The organism is Pseudomonas sp. BF-B-26, from assembly GCF_019956495.1.
Classification (GTDB): Bacteria; Pseudomonadota; Gammaproteobacteria; order Pseudomonadales; family Pseudomonadaceae; genus Aquipseudomonas.
This window is the reverse complement of record NZ_JAHBDP010000135.1, coordinates 77389-92230: the sequence shown is the minus strand read 5'-3', so window position 1 is coordinate 92230 and position 14842 is coordinate 77389. Positions and strand designations below refer to the sequence as shown.

13 protein-coding genes are annotated in these 14842 nt (G+C 57.7%); 6 read left to right on the top strand and 7 right to left on the bottom strand.

Annotated features, from left to right (window positions below):
* Nucleotides 1-6 precede the first annotated feature (6 nt).
* Nucleotides 7-777: a PP2C family serine/threonine-protein phosphatase gene (locus tag KGB03_RS29360; RefSeq protein WP_223530695.1), complete on the bottom strand. Its 771-nt coding sequence runs from the start codon at nucleotides 775-777 to the stop codon at nucleotides 7-9.
* 233 nt (nucleotides 778-1010) lie between these two features.
* On the opposite strand from KGB03_RS29360, the gene KGB03_RS29355 reads away from it, so the two are divergent.
* Both KGB03_RS29355 and KGB03_RS29350 read left to right on the top strand, forming a co-directional pair.
* Nucleotides 1011-1655, top strand: coding sequence for an MBL fold metallo-hydrolase (locus KGB03_RS29355; RefSeq protein ID WP_046048274.1), 645 nt, complete (start codon nucleotides 1011-1013; stop codon nucleotides 1653-1655).
* Nucleotides 1656-1755: 100 nt separating this feature from the next.
* Nucleotides 1756-2463 (top strand): OmpA family protein, encoded by a 708-nt coding sequence (locus KGB03_RS29350; RefSeq protein WP_218537985.1) that lies wholly within the window; start codon nucleotides 1756-1758, stop codon nucleotides 2461-2463.
* 207 nt (nucleotides 2464-2670) lie between these two features.
* Here the strand turns inward: KGB03_RS29350 and KGB03_RS29345 are convergent, their stop codons facing one another.
* Nucleotides 2671-3105, bottom strand: a complete 435-nt coding sequence (locus KGB03_RS29345) for a YhcB family protein (protein WP_008155956.1) — start codon at nucleotides 3103-3105, stop codon at nucleotides 2671-2673.
* A gap of 144 nt (nucleotides 3106-3249) precedes the next feature.
* Between KGB03_RS29345 and KGB03_RS29340 the strand changes: the two genes are divergently transcribed.
* From KGB03_RS29340 to zapE, 3 genes are all read left to right on the top strand, one after another.
* Nucleotides 3250-3879, top strand: coding sequence for an alpha/beta hydrolase (locus KGB03_RS29340; protein ID WP_218537984.1), 630 nt, complete (start codon nucleotides 3250-3252; stop codon nucleotides 3877-3879).
* Between the two features lie 24 nt (nucleotides 3880-3903).
* On the top strand, nucleotides 3904-5259 hold the full coding sequence (locus KGB03_RS29335) for a tryptophan--tRNA ligase (RefSeq protein WP_218537983.1): 1356 nt from the start codon (nucleotides 3904-3906) through the stop codon (nucleotides 5257-5259).
* 91 nt (nucleotides 5260-5350) lie between these two features.
* Nucleotides 5351-6445: a cell division protein ZapE gene (gene zapE / locus KGB03_RS29330; RefSeq protein ID WP_223530692.1), complete on the top strand. Its 1095-nt coding sequence runs from the start codon at nucleotides 5351-5353 to the stop codon at nucleotides 6443-6445.
* Between the two features lie 231 nt (nucleotides 6446-6676).
* On the opposite strand, the gene KGB03_RS29325 is transcribed toward zapE, so the two are convergent.
* The 4 genes from KGB03_RS29325 to KGB03_RS29310 all read right to left on the bottom strand — a co-directional run bounded on the left by KGB03_RS29325 (nucleotide 6677) and on the right by KGB03_RS29310 (nucleotide 12077).
* On the bottom strand, nucleotides 6677-7879 hold the full coding sequence (locus tag KGB03_RS29325) for a threonine/serine exporter family protein (RefSeq protein WP_223530690.1): 1203 nt from the start codon (nucleotides 7877-7879) through the stop codon (nucleotides 6677-6679).
* 14 nt (nucleotides 7880-7893) lie between these two features.
* The gene (locus tag KGB03_RS29320; RefSeq protein ID WP_223530688.1) at nucleotides 7894-8781 is read right to left on the bottom strand and encodes a nitrilase family protein; all 888 of its coding nucleotides are present in this window, start codon (nucleotides 8779-8781) and stop codon (nucleotides 7894-7896) included.
* A 237-nt stretch (nucleotides 8782-9018) separates the two neighbouring features.
* On the bottom strand, nucleotides 9019-10956 hold the full coding sequence (locus tag KGB03_RS29315; protein ID WP_223530685.1) for a flavin monoamine oxidase family protein: 1938 nt from the start codon (nucleotides 10954-10956) through the stop codon (nucleotides 9019-9021).
* 224 nt (nucleotides 10957-11180) lie between these two features.
* Nucleotides 11181-12077 carry a GlxA family transcriptional regulator gene (locus tag KGB03_RS29310; protein WP_192407545.1) on the bottom strand — a complete coding sequence of 299 codons (897 nt, stop codon included), beginning with the start codon at nucleotides 12075-12077 and terminating at the stop codon, nucleotides 11181-11183.
* A gap of 244 nt (nucleotides 12078-12321) precedes the next feature.
* Here KGB03_RS29310 and KGB03_RS29305 point away from each other — a divergent pair, with 244 nt between their 5' ends.
* On the top strand, nucleotides 12322-13458 hold the full coding sequence (locus tag KGB03_RS29305; RefSeq protein ID WP_129441357.1) for an acyl-CoA dehydrogenase family protein: 1137 nt from the start codon (nucleotides 12322-12324) through the stop codon (nucleotides 13456-13458).
* Between the two features lie 123 nt (nucleotides 13459-13581).
* Here the strand turns inward: KGB03_RS29305 and KGB03_RS29300 are convergent, their stop codons facing one another.
* A complete protein-coding gene (locus KGB03_RS29300; RefSeq protein ID WP_223530682.1) occupies nucleotides 13582-14622 on the bottom strand; it encodes an NADP(H)-dependent aldo-keto reductase in 1041 nt (346 codons plus the stop codon).
* Between the last annotated feature and the right edge of the window lie 220 nt (nucleotides 14623-14842).

The following is a 14842-nucleotide window of genomic DNA, read 5'->3' as shown; positions in this document are numbered from 1 at the left end:
GTCGATTCAGGGCTTCAGGATCGACAGTAAGCCCAGGGAGCAGTCATCTTCGGTTTGACTGGCAATGGACTGTTGCAGGTTGTCAGCCAGCACTTCCTTCATTTTTTTTCTGGGCAGCGTTGCATTTAACTCCAGCAACTTTTGAATCGCTGGGGCGGGGACGCCGCTGGCTTTGTCATAGAGGCTTTCTGCAGTGCCGTCGCTCATGATCGCGAAGCCAGTCGTGGCTTCGATTTGCCCACGGTACAACCTGAGCCGCGACGCCGCTTTATGGTCAGTCAGAAACAGGGTGCTATTGGCTGGCTCGCCATTTTCCGGATGAGAAAGTGCCTGAAGGTGTCCGTCCGCATCAGCGCTTGCGATGACACCATCGCCCAAGTGGCCTGCCAGGTAACGGCCTCGTGAGTAAGCGACGAATGACAAGCTACAGGCCAGGTCGTTGATCTCGCCGCCGAGCTTTGCAGATTTGCGCCTGAACGCGTCCAGGCAGCGATTAACCAGTCGCTGGGCTGCCTTCGCGTTGTGTTTGTCCATGTTTTGCCAGAGGCTTTCAAAGTTTTTGCAGACAAAGGCCAGGGTGGCCGTGACCGCTACCTGGGCGCCGATTTCGGAGCTGGCTCGGGAGGCGGCCCCATTGGCCAATGAAATGCAGGTCACCTCGTTGGACTCTCTGGCCGCGACAAAGTCCTGGCAAGGCGTTTGAGTTTTGAGGTGCTCGCGTCCTGCCACAAACGCGCAGGCCGTTTTACAGCGCAAGTCTACCGGGATCTCAGGCATGGTTCAGACCTGTGCCCAGGCTTGGATACCTTTAATGTCCTGACGAAGGAGATAGTCTTCTTGCATGGGATTATCCTTTTTGAGCTGAGCGTTACAAAAAACGCTTCAAGAGTCGTTTGAACCAGGCATTGGCGTCCTGCCGGCTTGTTTCAAAATGGGCGCGGCGCGAGGATAACCTATCAATTTTGCGGATCATAACCGCAGTACCCAGCCTTGGCACCAGGATTAACCCCATGCAAACCCCGAATACCGCCCTCATCCGCGAAACCTTCCCTGTCGGCCCGTTGCAGTGCAACTGCACGATCATCGGCGATCCGATCACCAAAAAGGCCATCGTGGTCGATCCGGGCGGCAATCACGAACTGATCCTTGCGCGGCTCGACGCACTGGGCCTGAAGGTGGTCAGCATCATTCACACTCACGCGCACCTCGATCACTTCCTGGCTTCCGGTCAGTTGAAGGAGAAAACCGGCGCAACCCTGCACCTGCATAAAGAAGATCAATTTCTGTGGGACAACCTGGAAATGCAGTGCCAGATGTTCGGTGTGCCCTACACGCCAGTGCCGCCGCCGGATCGCTGGTTGGCCGATGATGAAGAACTGGCATGCGGCTGCGGTGTGGCGTTGCACACACCGGGTCATACGCCGGGCTCCATGAGCTTTTGGTTTTCAGAGGCTAAGCTGCTGATTGCCGGTGACACGTTGTTTCGTCGCGGAGTAGGGCGCACGGATTTGTGGGGTGGCGATCAGGCGACCATCGTGCGGTCGATCAAGCAGCGGCTGTACACCCTCGATGAAGAGGCGACGGTGGTGACCGGGCATGGTCCGGACACACGTCTGGGCGATGAAATGCGCGAGAACCCTTTTGTACGGGCTTAATTGTTACGGACGGAATTTTTGTCCGCCGAAACAATCCAACGCCCGCAAAGGCTAATGCCTTGTCCGTTGCACCACAGAATGCAAAAAGAAGGAGCTCTTCATGTTCACCAAGCAGCGTTTGATTATTGTCGCTACGGCTGTGGCCTTGCTGTCTGGCTGCGCCTCGCCTAACCCTTACGACAACCAGGGCCAGGCCGACGGTGGTTCCACGGGCATGAGCAAAACCGCTAAATACGGTGGCCTCGGCGCTCTGGCCGGTGCTTTGGCCGGTGCCGCCATCAATCACGATAACCGTGGCAAGGGCGCGCTGATTGGCGCCGCCGTGGTGGGTGCTTCCGCTGCCGGTTACGGTTATTACGCCGACCAGCAAGAGAAAAAGCTGCGCGCCAGCATGGCCAACACCGGGGTGGAAGTGCAGCGCCAGGGTGATCAGATCAAACTGATCATGCCGGGTAACATCACCTTCGCCACCGATTCGGCGAACATTGCGTCGAGCTTCTATCAGCCGCTGAACAATCTGGCGGGCTCACTCAAGGAGTTCAACCAGAACCAGATCGAAATCGTCGGCTACACCGACAGTACCGGCAGCCGCCAGCACAACATGGACCTGTCCCAGCGCCGGGCCCAGAGCGTGGCGACTTACCTGACGTCTCAGGGCGTGAGCGGTACCAACCTGTCGGCTCGCGGTGCCGGGCCGGATAACCCGATTGCCAGCAATGGTGACGCCAATGGCCGGGCGCAGAACCGCCGGGTCGAGGTCAACCTGAAGGCGATTCCTGGCCAGGAGTATGGTGGTCAGCAACAGTAAGGTACGGTTCAGCAGTATCCATAAGCGTTTTGTGTCGTCAGTCAGGGCCTCTTCGCGAGCAAGCCCGCTCCCACAGGGGAGTGCATTCCAAATGTGGGAGCGGGCTTGCTCGCGAAGAGGCCCGAACTGGCAACTAAATCATCAGCAACAAAAAAGCCCCCGGACAATCACTCATCCGGGGGCTTTTTCATGTCGCGCGAAACCTGATTACTTCTTCAGGCCGTAATGCTCATCGAGCATGCCCGGCGCGTTCGGGGCTTTGGGGGCGTAGTCGCGAGGCGGCTCCTGATTGCGCGGCGGCGTCAGGCGTTCCCGTGGGGCGGCTGCTGCATCGGCGTGCAGCGAGGCCAGCAGGCGTTGGCGGGTTTGCTCGTCCAGGGCCAGGCGGTTGGCACCCTCGGCGAGGTGATCCTGCACTTCCTGATAGCTCTGAGTCAGCTTTTTGACCAGTGTTGCAGTGCTGTTGAAGTGGGTAACCACCTCGTTCTGATAACTGTCGAAACGTTCCTGAATGTCATCCAGCTGACGTTGCGTGCTGCTAGGCGCGGCATTCGGCACCAGGCGAGCGATCAGGAAACCAATGGCGACACCCACAACCAGGGCAAGAGTCGGTAACAACCAAACTAAGAGCGAGTGTTCCACGAGTCCTTCCTCTATAAACGGCTTTGCTTTACGTTAACGGCTCGAACCTGCGCTGTATACCGCGATTCACTCGCAATAGATTGGCACAGACAATTTGCTAGACGAGTCGACCCGATTCGAGGTCACGGAGTTCCTTCCTTGCTTATGCGCGAAACCCCTGTAGTGATTGATGGCCCGGTCGGCCAACTGGAAGCCCTTTACCTGGATAACGAGCAGCCACGCGGCATTGCGCTGATCTGCCATCCGAACCCAGTGCAGGGCGGCACCATGCTCAACAAAGTCGTCTCGACCTTGCAGCGCACTGCGCGTGACGCCGGTTTGATTACTTTACGTTTCAACTACCGTGGCGTCGGTGCCAGCGAAGGCACCCACGATATGGGCACCGGCGAAGTCGACGACGCCCAGGCCGTGGCCGAATGGCTGCGAGTCAAACACCCCGAGTTGCCGCTGACGCTGTTCGGATTCTCCTTCGGCGGTTTTGTTGCAGCAAGTCTCGGCGGACGTCTGGAAGCCAAGGGTGAGCCGCTCAAGCACCTGTTCATGGTCGCGCCGGCGGTGATGCGTCTGGGCGATCAGGATCAACTGCCGCAGCAAGGCGAGCTGACCCTGATCCAGCCGGAAACCGACGAAGTCATCGATCCGCAGCTCGTTTACGACTGGTCCGACGCACTCGATCGCCCCCATGAGCTGCTGAAAGTGGCAGAATGCGGACACTTTTTTCATGGCAAGCTCACCGATCTCAAGGATCTGATCCTGCCGCGTCTTTCGAATTGATTGCAGTCTGACAAGCGATTACCCATGACGACTCGTACCCGTATCCTCACCGGCATCACCACCACCGGCACGCCGCACCTGGGCAATTACGCCGGCGCCATCCGCCCGGCGATCATCGCCAGCCGTGACAGCAATGCCGATTCGTTCTATTTCCTGGCCGACTACCACGCCCTGATCAAATGCGATGACCCGCTGCGCATTCAGCGCTCGCGTCTGGAAATCGCTGCGACCTGGCTGGCCGGTGGCCTGGATGTGGAGCGCGTAACCTTCTATCGCCAGTCCGACATCCCGGAAATCCCGGAGCTGACCTGGCTGCTGACCTGCGTCGCCGCCAAGGGCCTGCTCAATCGCGCCCACGCCTACAAGGCCTCGGTGGACAAGAACGTCGAAACCGGCGAAGACCCGGACGCCGGCATCACCATGGGTTTGTACAGCTACCCGGTGCTGATGGCCGCGGACATTCTGATGTTCAACGCCCATAAGGTGCCGGTCGGTCGTGACCAGATCCAGCACGTGGAAATGGCCCGTGACATCGGCCAGCGCTTCAACCACCTGTTCGGCCAGGGCAAAGAATTCTTCACCATGCCCGAGGCGCTGATCGAAGAAAGCGTCGCCACGCTGCCAGGCCTCGACGGTCGCAAGATGTCGAAAAGCTACGACAACACCATTCCGTTGTTCAGCAGCGCCAAGGAAATGAAGGACGCGATTTCACGGATCGTCACCGACTCCCGTGCGCCGGGCGAGGCGAAGGATCCGGATAACTCGCACCTGTTCACCTTGTTCCAGGCCTTCGCTACCCCGGCGCAGTCCGACGAATTCCGCAGCGAATTGTTGCAGGGCCTGGGTTGGGGCGAGGCGAAGAATCGCCTGTTCCAGTTGCTCGACAGCGAGCTGGGTGAGTCCCGCGAGCGTTACCACCAGCTGATCGAACGCCCGGCAGACCTGGAAGACATCCTGCAGATCGGCGCCAAAAAGGCCCGCTCGGTAGCGACACCGTTCCTCCACGAACTGCGTGAAGCGGTGGGTCTGCGTTCTTTCGTCGCACAGACCCAAGTCGCGACCACCACCAAGAAGAAAGCCGCGAAAGCCGCGCGTTTCGTCAGTTTCCGTGAAGACGACGGCAGTTTCCGCTTCCGCCTGCTGGCGGCCGACGGCGAGCAGCTGCTGCTGTCGCGCCACTTCGCCGACGGTAAAACCGCCGGCCAGGTGACCAAGCAACTGCAATCGGGTCAGCCATTGGACGTGCGCAACGAAGACCTGAGCTTCAGCGTCTGGCTGGAAGACGAGTGCATTGCCGACAGCCCGGCCTTTGCTGACAGCGCCGCTCGTGATGCTGCCATCGAGACCTTGCGAGTTGCCCTGACACCGGTTCAGGAATAAATCAGCGGCTCGGCCCGACCAAGGGCTGATTGCCATTCCCACGGGCCGTCGCTACAGTGACGGCCCGTTTTTGTTGCCTTGCTAACGAATTATGACGCCCCTAGAACGATATCAAGCTGATCTGAAACGCCCGGAATTCTTCCATGACGCCGCGCAGGAAACTGCGGTGCGCCACTTGCAGCGCCTGTACGACGATCTGGTCGCGGCCTCGCACAGCAAACCGGGCCTGTTCGGCAAACTGTTTGGCAAGAAAGACGCGGCACTGGTCAAGGGTCTGTACTTCTGGGGCGGTGTCGGCCGTGGCAAGACCTATCTGGTCGACACCTTCTTCGAAGCGCTGCCGTTCAAGGAAAAGGTCCGCACTCACTTCCACCGCTTCATGAAGCGCGTGCACGAAGAGATGAAGACCCTCGGCGGCGAGAAGAACCCGCTGACCATCATCGCCAAGCGCTTCTCCGACGAAGCCCGGGTGATTTGTTTCGATGAGTTCTTCGTGTCCGATATCACCGACGCGATGATCCTCGGCACGCTGATGGAAGAGCTGTTCAAGAACGGCGTGACCCTGGTCGCGACGTCGAACATTGTGCCGGATGGTCTGTACAAGGACGGTCTGCAACGTGCGCGCTTCCTGCCAGCGATTGCGCTGATCAAGCAGAACACCGAGATCGTCAACGTCGACAGCGGCGTCGATTACCGTCTGCGTCACCTTGAGCAAGCGGAGCTGTTCCACTTTCCGCTCGACGCGGAGTCCCACGAAAGCCTGCGCAAGAGCTTCCGCGCCCTGACGCCGGAATGCACGGCAGCCATCGAGAACGATGTGCTGATGATCGAGAACCGCGAAATCCGTGCCTTGCGCACGTGCGATGACGTGGCCTGGTTCGACTTCCGCGAACTCTGTGACGGCCCGCGCAGCCAGAACGATTACATCGAACTGGGCAAGATCTTCCACGCCGTGTTGCTCAGCGGTGTCGAGCAAATGAGCGTCACTACCGACGACATCGCCCGACGCTTTATCAACATGGTCGACGAGTTCTACGACCGCAACGTGAAGCTGATCATTTCTGCTGAAGTCGAGCTCAAAGACCTCTACACCGGCGGTCGCCTGAACTTCGAGTTCCAGCGCACCCTGAGTCGCCTGCTGGAAATGCAGTCCCACGAATTCCTGTCCCGGGCACATAAGCCGTAGGATTTCGGAAAATGAAAAGGCCTGCATTGCAGGCCTTTTTTTGCACTGAAGAAATCCTGTGTACCTGGCCGCAGATATCTGGCCCACCACAACTCCTGTGGGAGCGGGCTTGCTCGCGAAGCGGACTGACATTCAATGTTGATGTCGACTGACACACCGCTTTCGCGAGCAAGCCCGCTCCCACAGGGTTATGCATTTTGAGTCCGGGATACAGCCGGCTGGCAGCGTGCGTCAGTTGGCGATCAGCAGTCCGATAATCGGAATGATCAGCAAAGTGCTGATGGCCATGGACAGGACATTCCCGATGTAGGCATGCATGTACGCAGGCACTCGCTGGGCAATGGCGTAAGCCAGGGGCGGTGCAATCAGCGCGCCCAGCAGTGCGCTCGAGAGGATCACCTGCCAACTGCCGCCGTACGTCAGAACGGCCGCCGGCACCACGGACACCAATGGAACGTAGGTGGGATACCAGCCGCGTGACATCCATTGCCGACGCCAGATCACCACCCCCAGCGCTGAGGTCAACGCCTGGGCACCGATCAATTGGGGCAGCAGGCCCGACCCATATACCGGGCTCATCGGATTCCAGGTGTAAGCCAACAATACCCCCAGCAACAGGCCGAGGCTGGCCAGCTCATTGCCAAAGAACGGCGCTTCCGAAAAATCGGCCAGCACCCGGCGCAAGCTCCAGATCACCCCGTAGTCGGGCGTTTTTGTGTTGACGGTTGCGGGCGAAGGGGCGGATGGCTTCTCGCCGGGCTCGGACTTCACCAGGCTTGGCAGGTAACGGCAAAGCACAAAAGCGAAGACGCTGGCGACTGCCATGCCCAAGACATTGCCGATGACCACAGGCAAGCCCAGAGGATTGCACACGTAGTTGACGAACAGCAGGCACGTCGGCGTGACCAGCACGGCGCCCATGATTGCGCCATTGATCGTGACCTTCCAGCCACCACCAAACATGAGCACCATCGCCGCCGGCAGCGAAACAAACGCCGCAAACGTCGGCTGCCAACTGGTGGCGGTGACCGTCCAGCCCCACAGCAGGTTGCTCAGCAACAGTCCAAGCAACGAACTGGTCACCAGCCACGGCCACAATCCGGTCCCATAGGAAATGGCAAAACCTTGCCAGGTTTTTTCTGTGCGATTCGCCCAATAGGCCAGATAGGCTCCGGCCAACAACCCGATAGAGGCGAACTCGTGTTTGTAGAACGCCACCTCGCTGATGTCGCCCAGCACCCAGCGCAACCAGGCAGCCGGTTCGGGAAGGTTCGAGACCATGTCGCTGTAGCTTGGCCAATGCGCTTCCCAGGCGGAACGGTGGGTGAATGAAAGCCAGATAATCAGCAGTGCCGTGCCGATCATCAGCAGGATGATCGCAAGATCCAGTGGCGATCTGGCGCCAGGCCGGTTTTTTTCGGTTGTGATGTTCATCGGTTACCCCCTTGTCAGCGCGGCAGGCAAGGGTGCTGGGTGTAACCGAGCATTTGATCGTAGAGATCGGCTCTACGATCGCGATGCAGGTCGTTCAAATTGTTCCAGATCGGCGCGCTTCGAGAGCTGGTCAGGTCGATATCGGCATACAGGATTTGTTCCTGATCCGCTGACGCCACGGGGCCAATCGGCCAGCCATTCGTACCGGCAATCAGTGAGCAGCCCAGATATCGGGCTCCTCGTTCTTCCCCGATCCGGCTGGCGGCGGCGATAAACACATTGTTGACGTGTGCAGCGGTCATGGTCAGGTACGACGCCATGCACTTGCCGGCCTCGTCGAACAGCGGTGGCGGTGTCCATACCCAGTTGTTCAGGCTGCAAATGATGTCCGCGCCTTGCTGGGTCAGGATTCGCGGCACCTCCGGGAACCAGATATCCCAACAGATCAACAGGCCGATACGACCAATAGGCGTATCAAACACCGGAAAGCCCAGGTCGCCCGGCGTGAACCACAGCTTCTCCAGGTTCCACAAATGGGCTTTGCGATACTTGCCGATAAAACCGTCAGGTCCGATCAGAACGCCGGTGTTGAACAGCCGCATGCCGTCACGCTCAGTCAATCCGGTAACCAGGTAGACCTTGTGGTTGCGGGCGAAGTCCATCCAGATTTTCACACTCGGTCCGTCGGGAATGGCCTCCGAATGGTCGAACGCGTCTTGCCGGTTGCTGAAGAAATAACCTGTGCTGGAAAGCTCGGGCAGCACGATGAGATTGGCACCGCCATTTACCGCCTCCAGTGCCAATTCCAGACCATGACGCAAATTACCTGCACGTTTTTCTATGCCGACTTGTGGGTCGAATTGCACAACTGCTACACGAACAGGACTTGTTGGCTCGCTCATTCGGGATGACCTCTTTTTATTGTTATTCACGCTGTTTAATTGCGTGTTTATAAGAGTTGAAATGGCTTTTTTGCGTAAGTCAGCGGCTTCCGTTTGGGCTGTAGTCCGTGTCCGAAGATCGCGCAGGGCAGAGCGCCCGGGTTTCCCTGCCGGGGCGCAAGATGGCGTAATAGAGCGGTTTGACACAGGCAGAACCAACGCGCAGGGCGCATTGGTTCTGGGCGATGGAGCGGGGCGTCAGTTGCGGATGCGGTATTGCGGGTAGTCGCTCATGCAGAATCCGCCGTTGAATACCGCTGCGGTTTTATTGCAGATATGAATCACCGCATCCACGGCGCCGCGAAAGCAAGGCTCTGTCCAGCCGGCATCGACCGAAAACGATTCTCCGCAAAAATAAAGGCCGGACAGATGTGAGAAATCCCGGTTGTACTTCATCAGGCTCACTGCGTCGTAATAAGTGCCGGGCCTGTATAACTTTGCGCAGCCCAAGGCGTTTCGGTCCGTCATCCAGCGTTGGACCAAGGCCCGTTCAGTTTGAATATAGGGAGAAATCCTCTCCTGGATATTGGCGCAATTCATCAATATCCGGTCGAGTTCCTCTACGCACTTCGCCACCAGTTCCTGGTCGTTGAACAGCGCCAGTTTGGTCGCGTCATCCTCCCATGTATAACTTAATAATATGCAGTCGTATGGATAGTTCTCGTTATAGCGATAGCTGTACACGTCATGAATGAAACTGTCGGTCACAATGGCCTGGGGGATTGTGGTGTTGCTTGAAAGGAAAGACTTACTTAACGGCGCATACACTTTGCAACTGGTTTCCCAGTGTGCTGTTTTGTAAGCGTTGATCATGTCGAACGGCAACATATGCTGATTGAAGTTTTCGAGCCGGACACCCGTTTCGATCAGCCATGAAGGCAGGGTCATGATGACAGCGTCAAAGTCATTGAACAGTTCCTGCGATTGACTGGGCTGGCTGAATTTCCATGTGTAATAGACACGTATTTTTTGATCATCCAGTTTCTTCAGTTTGTTGACTGAAGAATCGGTGAAAAAACCGTCACCCCTTTCAAGACAATGTTCGTAGAACGACGTGTGCGCGCTGTCGGTGTTCATGAACAGCAAGCATTCGTCCAGCGCCGCAAGACCGATATAGCGCGGACTGTCGAAAGGCAGGCCCTTCGCATCGAGTACAGCATCGCTGTGCAAGTACGGCGCGGGAAGCGGTTCGCCGCACGAATCGACCCTGCCGTGAACGAGTTGCAGGCGGCTGCTGAATCCGAAAATGGCGGTGCGCAGCGGGTAGAGCGCGCACACGTCATAAAAAGCGCCCCAGCTACCGTCGCCGATGCCTATCGAATAGAACAGGGTTGATTCGTGCGAGGTCATTCCGACTCCGCCAAAATCTCCAGGTTTGTCTTTATCCCAGTGGTCCAGCACCGGCATACAGACCAGCTCACGAAACGAAACACGCTCGTACCTTTCGACGATCGCGGCCCAGACAGCTTCCCATTCCTGCGTGGCGTAGATCGGCGCAACCTGGCGAGTCATCCTGGCGGCAAAGGCTTTCCACTTGGCATAAACCGTTTGCAGCGCCTCGTCGGGTGGAGGCGTCAAGCCGTCTTCATTCGTCCAGATCAACATGTACGGATCCGCACGACCGCCCAGGCTGCCTTCCTGGAGATAAATACCGGTCGAACTCACCCACGGGCTTCCCGGGTTGGGGAAATCCGATAGCGCCAGGTCAAATGCATTGGCGTAGTAAGCCATCAGCGATCGACCTTCTTTGGGTGGTTCGTTTTCCTTATTGAAGAATGGCATGCGCATGGCACCCATTTCGAAAGGAGTATGGCTTTCTTTAATTGAATGGCGGCCATGGACGGTCAGGTGTCTACCGCCAATGCGTGTCGATTGTTCTAACAGTGTCACGTCGGTAAAACCGCAACGATAGAGTTCTCGGGCGGCAGTCAGTCCGGTAACACCTGCGCCGATGATGCATATTTTATGCGTGGGATTGGTTGCCTTTGCGACGCCATGTTCCTGTTCGATTAACGCTCGGTAGTCAAAGCACAAGTCCGGCGGATTGGGGAATCGGCCAGCCCAGTTCTTTTTAGTCTGGAGATTTTCGGTCTTATCGTTAAATGAGGGAGGCTGGGAACTTGTTTCTATTGTCATGGTTGATCTTCCCTGAAGTGCAGTTCAGCTGGCGGGAAGAATATATTGGGGTTTTCAGTAAGCAGCTCGCAAGAGTACAAAGTACTTGTCCGGTGCTCTGCATTCCGTTTTTCATGTAAGGGAAATAATCACTTTATCGTTATCTTTAAACACTGTTGGTATAGGCCGTTTAATTCGCAAGCAGGCGCCGCTTGGCAATTGCGTGGCGGCGCCTGTATCAACCGTTAGGCTGCTTGTTGAAATTGCTGCCGATACTGGTTCGGCGACAACTCCGTGTGCTGACGGAACAGCCGAGCGAAGAAACTCGCATCGTCGTAACCGACTTCGTAGCTGATGGTCTTGATGCTCTTGCGGCTGCCGGACAGCAGGCCCTTGGCGGTTTCGATGCGCAGTCGTTGCAGGTAATGCAGCGGCTTGTCACCGGTGGCGGTCTGGAAGCGCCGCATGAAATTGCGGATGCTCATGCCGTGTTCGCGAGCCACGTCTTCGAAGCGGAATTTGTCGGCGAAGTGTTCTTCGAGCCAGTGCTGGATCTGCAGGATGATCACATCCTGGTGCAGCTTCTGACCGCCGAAACCGATTCGTCCTGGCGAGTAGCTGCGCTGCACTTCATAAAGGATGTCGCGGGCCACGGCCTGGGACACGTTGGCGCCGCAGAAGCGTTCGATCAGGTAAATGTAAAGGTCGCAGGCCGAAGTGGTGCCGCCCGCGCAATACAGGTTGTCGGCGTCGGTCAGGTGTTTGTCCTGATTGAGCTGAACCCGTGGGAAGCGTTCGGCAAACGCATTGAAGAAGCGCCAGTAAGTGGTCGCCTCCTTGCCGTCGAGCAATCCGGCCTCGGCCAGCCAGAACACCCCGGTGGCTTCACCGCACAGCACTGCGCCGCGAGCATGTTGCTGACGCAGCCAGGGCAGGACTTGTGGGTAACGTTGGCAAAGCGTGTCGAAATCGTCCCAGAAGGCTGGAAGGATAATGATGTCGGCGTTTTCCAGGCCGCCGTCCACCGGCATGATCACGTCACTGAAGCTGTTCACCGGTTTGCCGTCGGGGCTGACCAGGCGGGTTTCGAACGCCGGAGTCAGGCCTTGGCCCAGTTGTTTGCCATAACGCAGGCTGGCCAGGTGAAAGAAATCCTTGGCTTGCATGAGGGTGGAAGCGAAAACCCGGTCGATAGCCAGGATGCTGACGCGCCGTAAGGGCGTGGAGACTTGGTTAGACATAATTCAACTTTATTCTTATAGGGGAAAGTGGTCACCAGACGGCTGGATCGTCTTATTTTTTGTCGGATGTGTCCAGTGTCCTGTGCCGGATGCGAGGCATAGTCTCTGAAGGTCAATTCCGGCTAACAATAACGACAGGTGCCGCATGATCCCCAGAACCTTGTTCAGCTCCGAGCACGAACTTTTTCGCGACAGCGTGCGAACGTTCCTCGAAAAAGAGGCCGTGCCGTTCCATGGGCAATGGGAAAAGCAAGGCTATATCGACCGCAAACTCTGGAACAAGGCAGGGGAGGCGGGGATGCTGTGTTCGCATCTGCCGGAAGAGTACGGCGGCCTGGGGGCGGACTTTCTCTACAGCGCGGTGGTGATCGAAGAGATCGGTCGTCTCGGCCTGACCGGTATCGGTTTTTCCCTGCATTCGGACATCGTCGCGCCGTACATCCTGCATTACGGCAGTGAAGCGCTGAAACACAAATACCTGCCGAAACTGGTGTCTGGCGAAATGGTCACGGCGATTGCCATGACCGAGCCGGGTGCCGGTTCTGACCTGCAAGGGGTAAAAACCACCGCGGTGCTCGATGGCGACGAATATGTGATCAATGGTTCGAAGACGTTCATCACCAACGGCTTTCTCGCTGACCTGGTGATTGTCGTGGCCAAGACCGATCCGAAGGCTGGCGCGAAAGGCACCAGCCTGTTTCTGGTGGAAGCCAACACCCCGGGCTTCGCCAAGGGCAAGCGTCTGGAAAAAGTCGGCATGAAGGCTCAGGACACCTCGGAACTGTTCTTCCAGGACGTTCGGGTGCCCAAGGAAAACCTGTTGGGGCAGGCCGGGATGGGCTTCGCGTACCTGATGCAGGAATTGCCGCAGGAGCGTCTTACCGTTGCTATCGGCGGGCTTGCTTCGGCTGAAGCTGCGTTGCAATGGACGCTGGATTACACCCGCGAGCGCAAGGCATTCGGCAAGGCGATCGCCGACTTCCAGAACACCCGCTTCAAGCTGGCGGAGATGGCGACCGAGATTCAGATCGGTCGGGTCTTCGTCGATCGCTGTCTGGAACTGCACCTGCAAGGCAAGCTCGACGTGCCGACCGCGGCGATGGCCAAGTACTGGGGCACTGACCTGCAATGCAAAGTGCTCGACGAGTGCGTGCAGTTGCATGGCGGTTACGGTTTCATGTGGGAGTACCCGATCGCCCGGGCGTGGGCGGATGCGCGGGTGCAGCGGATTTATGCGGGGACCAACGAGATCATGAAGGAGATTATTGCGCGGTCGCTTTGATTATGCGGTGACTGTCAGGCCGCCTTCGCGAGCAAGCCCGCTCCCACATTTAACCGAGTTCTCCTGAAGGAATGCGGTCGAATGTGGGAGCGGGCTTGCTCGCGAAGGCTTTTTATCTGGCGATCAAGGTGCCGGGTTCGGGTGATCCTTGTGAATCGCCTCAATCCCTTCTAGCACTTCATCGGAAAGTTTCAGCTCGAAGCTGGCAATGTTGCTCTCCAGTTGCTCCATGGTGGTCGCGCCGATGATGTTGCTGGTCACAAATGGCTGCTGAGTGACAAACGCCAACGCCATTTGCGCCGGGTCCAGGCCGTGTTCACGCGCCAGTGCCACATAACGACTGCACGCGGCTTCCGACTGCGGGTTGAAATAGCGGCTGAAGCGGCTGTAGAGGCTCAGGCGACCTTTAGGCGGACGCGCGCCACCTTCGTATTTGCCCGAGAGGAAACCGAACGCCAGCGGCGAATAGGCGAGCAGGCCGCACTGTTCGCGGATAGCGATTTCCGCCAGGCCGACTTCGAAGCTGCGGTTGAGCAGGTTGTACGGGTTCTGGATCGACACGGCGCGCGGCCAGCCACGGGCTTCGGCCAGGGCAAGGAAGCGCATCGTGCCCCATGGCGTTTCATTGGACAGGCCGATGTGGCGGATCTTGCCGGCCTTGACTTGCTCGTCCAGTGCTTCGAGGGTGTCCTCCAGCGGCGTCAGGTTGGCTTCGGTCTGGTGTTTGTAACCGAGCTGACCGAAGAAATTGGTGCTGCGCTCCGGCCAATGTAGCTGGTAGAGGTCGATATAGTCGGTCTGCAAGCGCTTGAGGCTGGCGTCCACGGCTTCGGTGATGTGCTGGCGGTTGTGCCGCAGGTTTTTGTCGCGGATGTAGTCGATGGTGTTACCGGGGCCGGCGATCTTGCTGGCCAGGATCCAGTCGGCGCGATCACCACGGCTTTTGAAGTAATTGCCGATGTAGCGCTCGGTGGTGGCGTAGGTTTCGGCCTTGGGCGGCACCGGGTACATCTCGGCAGTATCGATGAAATTGATCCCGGCGCTCTTGGCCCGTTCAATCTGGGCGAAGGCTTCAGCCTCGCTGTTTTGCTCGCCCCAGGTCATGGTGCCGAGGCAGATGGCGCTCACGTTCAGATTGGTTCGGCCTAGCTGTCGATAATCCATCGGGTGCTCCTTGGGCAAAACAATCATAAAAGCAGGTTGAATTATTTTTCGCAATCTGCATAATTGCGCACCTCTTTCTGCAGTGGAAGTGATGCGCCGCCGCCGAAGAATCTTGCCGTTGAACGGACGCGCCGACCCGAGCCCCCGAAAGCGTCTGTATCCGGCTGCCTTTGACTTGTCAAAGTACGCACTATTCAGTAAGATCCGCCGTCTAATTTAC

Bases quoted from the DNA above. Each gene is read 5' to 3' on its own strand.
- KGB03_RS29360 (WP_223530695.1), bottom strand. From the start codon at position 777: ATGCCTGAGATCCCGGTAGACTTGCGCTGTAAAACGGCCTGCGCGTTT.
- KGB03_RS29355 (WP_046048274.1), top strand. From the start codon at position 1,011: ATGCAAACCCCGAATACCGCCCTCATCCGCGAAACCTTCCCTGTCGGC.
- KGB03_RS29350 (WP_218537985.1), top strand. From the start codon at position 1,756: ATGTTCACCAAGCAGCGTTTGATTATTGTCGCTACGGCTGTGGCCTTG.
- KGB03_RS29340 (WP_218537984.1), top strand. From the start codon at position 3,250: ATGCGCGAAACCCCTGTAGTGATTGATGGCCCGGTCGGCCAACTGGAA.
- KGB03_RS29335 (WP_218537983.1), top strand. From the start codon at position 3,904: ATGACGACTCGTACCCGTATCCTCACCGGCATCACCACCACCGGCACG.
- zapE (WP_223530692.1), top strand. From the start codon at position 5,351: ATGACGCCCCTAGAACGATATCAAGCTGATCTGAAACGCCCGGAATTC.
- KGB03_RS29325 (WP_223530690.1), bottom strand. From the start codon at position 7,879: ATGAACATCACAACCGAAAAAAACCGGCCTGGCGCCAGATCGCCACTG.
- KGB03_RS29320 (WP_223530688.1), bottom strand. From the start codon at position 8,781: ATGAGCGAGCCAACAAGTCCTGTTCGTGTAGCAGTTGTGCAATTCGAC.
- KGB03_RS29315 (WP_223530685.1), bottom strand. From the start codon at position 10,956: ATGACAATAGAAACAAGTTCCCAGCCTCCCTCATTTAACGATAAGACC.
- KGB03_RS29305 (WP_129441357.1), top strand. From the start codon at position 12,322: ATGATCCCCAGAACCTTGTTCAGCTCCGAGCACGAACTTTTTCGCGAC.
- KGB03_RS29300 (WP_223530682.1), bottom strand. From the start codon at position 14,622: ATGGATTATCGACAGCTAGGCCGAACCAATCTGAACGTGAGCGCCATC.